At 61.1% G+C, this 6,534-nt stretch carries 10 protein-coding genes and 1 pseudogene; 10 read left to right on the forward strand and 1 reads right to left on the reverse strand.

The window, feature by feature from the left end:
• A pseudogene (locus NMC31_RS25620) lies at positions 1–87 on the forward strand (IS1 family transposase); the annotation flags it as partial.
• Between the two features lie 32 nt (positions 88–119).
• Here NMC31_RS25620 and merR read toward each other — a convergent pair.
• Positions 120–575: a mercury resistance transcriptional regulator MerR gene (gene merR, locus NMC31_RS25625; protein WP_001166628.1), complete on the reverse strand. Its 456-nt coding sequence runs from the start codon at positions 573–575 to the stop codon at positions 120–122.
• 71 nt (positions 576–646) lie between these two features.
• On the opposite strand from merR, the gene merT reads away from it, so the two are divergent.
• The 9 genes from merT to NMC31_RS25670 all read left to right on the forward strand — a co-directional run bounded on the left by merT (position 647) and on the right by NMC31_RS25670 (position 6,491).
• Entirely contained in the window at positions 647–1,042 is a 396-nt protein-coding gene (merT, locus tag NMC31_RS25630) for a mercuric ion transporter MerT (protein ID WP_001294653.1), read from the forward strand.
• A gap of 15 nt (positions 1,043–1,057) precedes the next feature.
• Positions 1,058–1,333: a mercury resistance system periplasmic binding protein MerP gene (gene merP, locus NMC31_RS25635; RefSeq protein ID WP_000732275.1), complete on the forward strand. Its 276-nt coding sequence runs from the start codon at positions 1,058–1,060 to the stop codon at positions 1,331–1,333.
• Between the two features lie 27 nt (positions 1,334–1,360).
• Entirely contained in the window at positions 1,361–1,786 is a 426-nt protein-coding gene (gene merC / locus NMC31_RS25640) for an organomercurial transporter MerC (protein ID WP_000522996.1), read from the forward strand.
• Between the two features lie 38 nt (positions 1,787–1,824).
• The gene (merA, locus tag NMC31_RS25645) at positions 1,825–3,510 is read left to right on the forward strand and encodes a mercury(II) reductase (RefSeq protein WP_000209296.1); all 1,686 of its coding nucleotides are present in this window, start codon (positions 1,825–1,827) and stop codon (positions 3,508–3,510) included.
• Between the two features lie 17 nt (positions 3,511–3,527).
• On the forward strand, positions 3,528–3,893 hold the full coding sequence (gene merD, locus NMC31_RS25650; protein WP_001277466.1) for a mercury resistance co-regulator MerD: 366 nt from the start codon (positions 3,528–3,530) through the stop codon (positions 3,891–3,893).
• Complete coding sequence (gene merE / locus NMC31_RS25655; RefSeq protein WP_001087807.1) at positions 3,890–4,126, forward strand: broad-spectrum mercury transporter MerE; 237 nt, start codon at positions 3,890–3,892, stop codon at positions 4,124–4,126. The genes merD and merE overlap by 4 nt, the downstream gene beginning before the upstream one ends.
• Positions 4,127–4,191: 65 nt before the next feature.
• Positions 4,192–4,404: a DUF3330 domain-containing protein gene (locus tag NMC31_RS25660; protein ID WP_000993245.1), complete on the forward strand. Its 213-nt coding sequence runs from the start codon at positions 4,192–4,194 to the stop codon at positions 4,402–4,404.
• A 129-nt stretch (positions 4,405–4,533) separates the two neighbouring features.
• Positions 4,534–5,091: a recombinase family protein gene (locus NMC31_RS25665; RefSeq protein ID WP_001162010.1), complete on the forward strand. Its 558-nt coding sequence runs from the start codon at positions 4,534–4,536 to the stop codon at positions 5,089–5,091.
• Positions 5,092–5,093: 2 nt separating this feature from the next.
• The gene (locus NMC31_RS25670) at positions 5,094–6,491 is read left to right on the forward strand and encodes a DUF4158 domain-containing protein (protein WP_063249909.1); all 1,398 of its coding nucleotides are present in this window, start codon (positions 5,094–5,096) and stop codon (positions 6,489–6,491) included.
• Positions 6,492–6,534 lie beyond the last annotated feature (43 nt).

The raw sequence follows: 6,534 nt of genomic DNA on the forward strand, positions 1-6,534 counted from the left end.
ATACGGAGGACGGTTGTGGCGCACGTCTTCGGTGAACGCACTCTGGCCACACTGGAGCGTCTTCTGAGCCTGCTGTCGGCCTTTGAGGGGTCGTCTCAGAATTCGGAAAATAAAGCACGCTAAGGCGTAGTCACCCCGTGACTCCCCCGCGCCGATGCAGCGAGCTTCGTTCCGTCTTGCAGTGACGCAATCAGCGGGCAGGAAACGTTCCCTTTCCGCGCATGGCAGGCGCACACCAGTTCAGACAGCACGGCCTCCATGCGTGCCAAGTCGGCCATCTTCTCGCGCACATCCTTGAGCTTGTGCTCGGCCAGGCCGCTGGCTTCCTCGCAATGGGTGCCATCCTCCAGCCGCAGTAGCTCGGCGATTTCGTCCAGGCTAAAGCCCAGCCGCTGGGCCGATTTCACGAACCGCACTCGTGTTACATCCGCCTCGCCATAGCGGCGAATGCTGCCATAGGGCTTGTCTGGCTCCGGCAGCAGGCCCTTGCGCTGGTAGAACCGGATGGTCTCCACATTGACCCCGGCCGCCTTGGCAAAAACGCCAATGGTCAGATTCTCAAAATTAATTTGCATATCGCTTGACTCCGTACATAACTACGGAAGTAAGCTTAAGCTATCCAAACCAAATTTGAAAGGACAAGCGTATGTCTGAACCACAAAAGTCTGAACCACAAAAGTCTGAACCACAAAAGTCTGAACCACAAAACGGGCGCGGCGCGCTCTTCGCCGGTGGGCTGGCCGCCATTCTTGCGTCGGCCTGCTGCCTGGGGCCGCTGGTTTTGATCGCCTTGGGGTTCAGCGGGGCATGGATCGGCAACCTGACGGTGCTGGAACCCTATCGCCCGATCTTCATCGGCGCAGCGCTGGTCGCGCTGTTTTTCGCCTGGCGGCGCATCTACCGCCCGGCGCAAGCCTGCAAACCGGGTGAGGTCTGCGCGATTCCCCAAGTGCGAGCTACTTACAAGCTCATTTTCTGGATCGTGGCCGCGCTGGTCCTGGTCTCGCTCGGATTTCCCTACGTCATGCCATTTTTCTATTAATCACAGGAGTTCATCATGAAAAAACTGTTTGCCGCCCTCGCCCTCGCTGCCGTTGTTGCCCCCGTGTGGGCCGCCACCCAGACCGTCACGCTGTCCGTGCCTGGCATGACCTGCGCCTCTTGCCCGATCACTGTCAAGCACGCGCTTTCCAAGGTTGAGGGCGTGAGCAAGACCGACGTAAGTTTCGACAAGCGCCAGGCCGTCGTCACCTTCGACGATGCCAAGACCAACGTCCAGAAGTTGACCAAGGCGACCGAGGACGCGGGCTATCCGTCCAGCCTCAAACGCTGATCCGTTAACCGAACTCGGGAGCGACACATGGGACTCATCACGCGCATCGCTGGCAAAACCGGCGCGCTCGGCAGCGTCGTTTCCGCGATGGGCTGCGCCGCCTGTTTTCCTGCCATCGCCAGCTTTGGCGCGGCCATCGGACTGGGCTTCTTGAGCCAGTACGAGGGGCTATTCATTGGCATCCTGCTGCCGATGTTCGCCGGCATCGCGTTACTCGCCAATGCTATCGCTTGGCTCAATCATCGACAGTGGCGACGCACGGCGCTCGGCACGATAGGCCCGATCTTGGTGCTGGCAGCGGTGTTTTTAATGCGGGCTTACGGCTGGCAGAGCGGTGGACTGCTCTATGTCGGCCTGGCCTTGATGGTTGGGGTGTCGGTCTGGGATTTCATCTCGCCAGCACATCGCCGCTGCGGGCCGGACAGCTGTGAATTGCCAGAACAACGTGGCTGACGGCAACAGCCGTAGCCACCACAGAAAAGGAAAAATACATGACCACCCTGAAAATCACCGGGATGACCTGCGACTCGTGCGCGGCTCACGTCAAGGAAGCCTTGGAGAAAGTGCCCGGCGTGCAATCGGCGCTGGTGTCCTATCCGAAGGGCACAGCGCAACTCGCCATTGAGGCGGGCACGTCATCGGATGCGCTGACTACCGCCGTGGCCGGACTGGGCTACGAGGCAACGCTTGCCGATGCGCCACCGACGGACAACCGCGCCGGCCTGCTCGACAAGATGCGCGGCTGGATAGGGGCCGCTGATAAGCCCAGTGGCAACGAACGCCCGTTGCAGGTCGTCGTCATTGGTAGCGGTGGAGCCGCGATGGCGGCAGCACTGAAGGCCGTCGAGCAAGGCGCGCAGGTCACGCTGATTGAGCGCGGCACCATCGGCGGCACCTGCGTCAACGTCGGTTGTGTGCCGTCCAAGATCATGATCCGCGCCGCCCACATCGCCCATCTGCGCCGGGAAAGCCCATTCGACGGCGGCATGCCACCCACACCGCCGACGATCTTGCGCGAGCGGCTGCTGGCCCAGCAGCAGGCCCGTGTCGAAGAACTCCGTCATGCCAAGTACGAAGGCATCCTGGACGGCAATTCAGCCATCACCGTTCTGCACGGTGAAGCGCGTTTCAAGGACGACCAGAGCCTTATCGTTAGTTTGAACGAGGGTGGCGAGCGCGTCGTGATGTTCGACCGCTGCCTGGTCGCCACGGGTGCCAGCCCGGCGGTCCCGCCGATTCCGGGCTTGAAAGAGTCACCCTACTGGACTTCCACCGAGGCCCTGGCGAGCGACACCATTCCCGAACGCCTTGCCGTAATCGGCTCGTCGGTGGTGGCGCTGGAGCTGGCGCAAGCCTTTGCCCGGCTGGGCAGCAAGGTCACGGCCCTGGCGCGCAATACCTTGTTCTTCCGTGAAGACCCGGCCATCGGCGAGGCGGTGACAGCCGCTTTCCGTGCCGAGGGCATCGAGGTGCTGGAGCACACGCAAGCCAGCCAGGTCGCCCATATGGACGGTGAATTCGTGCTGACCACCACGCACGGTGAATTGCGCGCCGACAAGCTGCTGGTCGCCACCGGCCGGACACCGAACACGCGCAGCCTGGCATTGGAAGCGGCGGGGGTAGCCGTCAATGCGCAGGGGGCCATCGTCATCGACAAGGGCATGCGCACCAGTAGCCCGAACATCTACGCGGCCGGCGACTGCACCGACCAGCCGCAGTTCGTCTATGTGGCGGCAGCGGCCGGCACTCGTGCGGCGATCAACATGACTGGCGGCGATGCGGCCCTGGACCTGACCGCAATGCCGGCCGTGGTGTTCACCGACCCGCAGGTCGCCACCGTGGGCTACAGCGAGGCGGAAGCACATCACGACGGGATCGAGACCGACAGTCGCCTGCTAACACTGGATAACGTGCCGCGTGCGCTTGCCAACTTCGACACACGCGGCTTCATCAAGCTGGTCATCGAGGAAGGTAGCGGACGGCTCATCGGCGTGCAAGCGGTGGCCCCGGAAGCGGGTGAACTGATCCAGACGGCGGTGCTCGCCATTCGCAACCGTATGACCGTGCAGGAACTGGCCGACCAATTGTTCCCCTACCTGACCATGGTCGAAGGGCTGAAGCTCGCGGCGCAGACCTTCAGCAAGGACGTGAAGCAGCTTTCGTGCTGCGCCGGATGAGGAAAAGGAGGTGTTCAATGAGCGCCTACACAGTGTCCCGGCTGGCCCTTGATGCCGGGGTGAGCGTGCATATCGTGCGCGACTACCTGCTGCGCGGATTGCTACGGCCGGTCGCGTACACCACGGGCGGCTACGGCTTGTTCGATGACACCGCGTTGCAACGGCTGCGCTTTGTACGGGCTGCCTTCGAAGCGGGTATCGGCCTGGACGCACTGGCGCGGCTGTGCCGGGCGCTGGATGCTGCGGACGGTGACGGTGCGTCTGCGCAGCTTGCCGTGTTGCGGCAACTCGTCGAGCGTCGGCGCGAGGCCCTGGCCAGCCTCGAAATGCAACTGGCCGCCATGCCAACCGAACCGGCACAGCACGCGGAGAGTCTGCCATGAACAGCCCAGAGCACTTGCCGTCTGAGACGCACAAACCGATCACCGGCTACTTGTGGGGCGCGCTGGCCGTGCTCACCTGTCCCTGCCATTTGCCGATTCTCGCCATTGTGCTAGCCGGCACGACGGCCGGCGCGTTCATCGGGGAGCACTGGGGTATTGCAGCCCTCACGCTGACCGGCTTGTTTGTCCTGTCTGTGACGCGGCTGCTGCGGGCCTTCAAGGGAAGATCATGACCGCTTCCCAGCCAGCCGAGAGTGGGCAGCTTTGAGCTTCGCTACCAATCTGGAGGAGTACCACCATGAACGCAAACGCCCCGAACACTGCCAGTTGCACCACCTGCTGCGTATGCTGCAAAGAAATTCCGCTCGATGCCGCCTTCACCCCGGAAGGCGCGGAATACGTCGAACATTTCTGCGGGCTGGATTGCTATGAACGCTTCCAGGCACGCGCCAAGGCCGCGACAGAATCTGACATTGCGCCTGTCCCTGGCGGTTCGCAGCCGTCAGATTGAGGCATACCCTAACCTGATGTCAGATGTTGAGCACAAACAACGTCAGAGTAGGGTATTAATTTATATTTATTGACACATTCAGCCAAGGGTAATAGATTTCATCCTGACATTTTTACCTTTGGAGGCATCTTGCAAGGTCAACGTATCGGCTACGTTCGCGTCAGCAGCTTCGACCAGAATCCTGATCGACAACTGGAACAAATAGAAGTCGGCAAGGTATTCACCGATAAGGCTTCAGGCAAGGACACACAACGTCCCGAACTTGAAAGGCTGCTGGCCTTCGTCCGCGAGGGCGACACCGTGGTGGTGCATAGCATGGACAGGTTGGCACGCAACCTTGATGACCTGCGCCGCATCGTCCAAGGGCTGACACAACGGGGCGTGCGCATGGAGTTCGTCAAAGAAGGGCTAACGTTCACCGGCGAGGACTCACCGATGGCCAATCTGATGCTGTCGGTCATGGGAGCCTTTGCTGAGTTCGAGCGCGCTCTGATCCGCGAACGTCAGCGCGAGGGAATCGTGCTGGCTAAGCAGCGCGGGGCCTACCGGGGACGAAAGAAATCGCTGAACAGCGAACAAATTGCCGAGTTGAAACGGCGAGTTGCGGCAGGCGACCAGAAAACCTTGGTGGCCCGTGACTTCGGCATCAGCCGCGAAACCTTGTACCAGTACCTGCGGGAAGACTGACCATGCCACGCCGCTCAATCCTGTCCGCCACCGAGCGCGAAAGTCTGCTGACACTGCCAGATGCCAAAGACGAACTGATACGGCACTACACGTTCAACGAAACCGACCTGTCGGTGATCCGTCAGCGTCGCGGCGCCGCGAATCGATTGTGCTTCGCCGTGCAGCTTTGCTACTTGCGATTCCCTGGCATCTTCTTGGGCGTCGATGATTCTCCATTTCTGCCCCTGCTGCGCATGGTGGCCGCACAACTCAAGGTGCCGGTGGAAAGCTGGAACCATTACGGCCAGCGCGAGCAGACACGGCGGGAGCACTTGGTCGAGCTGCAAACGGTGTTTGGATTCAAGCCCTTCACCATGAGTCATTACCGGCAAGCCGTGCATACATTGACCGAACTGGCCTTGCAAACAGACAAAGGCATTGTGCTGGCCAGCACCCTTGTTGAAAACCTGCGGCGGCAGAGCATCATCCTACCCGCCATGAATGCCATCGAGCGCGCAAGCGCCGAGGCCATTACCCGTGCCAACCGAAGCATCCATGCGGCATTGGCCGATTCCTTGATACCTGTCCATCGCCAGCGCCTGGACGAACTGCTCAAGCGCAAGGATGGTAGCAAAATGACGTGGCTAGCGTGGCTGCGCCAATCGCCCGCCAAGCCGAACTCGCGCCACATGCTTGAACACATCGAACGCCTCAAAGCCTGGCAGGCGCTTGACCTACCTGCTGGCATCGAACGGCAGGTACACCAAAACCGCTTGCTCAAGATCGCCCGCGAAGGCGGCCAGATGACGCCCGCCGACCTGGCCAAGTTCGAGTCGCAGCGGCGTTACGCCACCTTGGTAGCACTGGCCATCGAGGGCATGGCCACCGTCACTGATGAAATCATCGACCTTCACGACCGTATCATCGGCAAGCTGTTCAATGCGGCCAAGAACAAGCATCAACAGCAGTTCCAGGCTTCCGGCAAGGCGATCAACGACAAGGTGCGGATGTATGGGCGCATCGAGCGCACGCTGTTCATTCTGGATTGGCTGCAAAGCGTGGAGCTGCGCCGCCGCGTCCATGCGGGGCTGAATAAGGGCGAGGCGCGCAACGCGCTGGCCAGGGCGGTCTTCTTCTACCGATTGGGTGAAATCCGCGACCGCAGTTTTGAGCAGCAGCGCTACCGGGCCAGCGGCCTCAATCTGGTGACGGCGGCCATCGTGTTGTGGAACACGGTCTATCTGGAGCGTGCCACCAGTGCTTTGCGTGCCCACGGCAAGGCGCTGGACGACACGTTGCTGCAATATCTGTCCCCGCTGGGGTGGGAGCATATCAACCTGACCGGCGATTACCTATGGCGCAGCAGTGCCAAGGTCGGTGCGGGGAAGTTCAGGCCATTGCGACCGCTGCCACCGGCTTAGCGTGCTTTATTTAATGAGATGGTCACTCCCTCCTTCCCGGTAC

It is taken from the genome of Pseudocitrobacter vendiensis (assembly GCF_943590815.1).
Classification (GTDB): domain Bacteria; phylum Pseudomonadota; class Gammaproteobacteria; order Enterobacterales; family Enterobacteriaceae; genus Pseudocitrobacter; species Pseudocitrobacter vendiensis.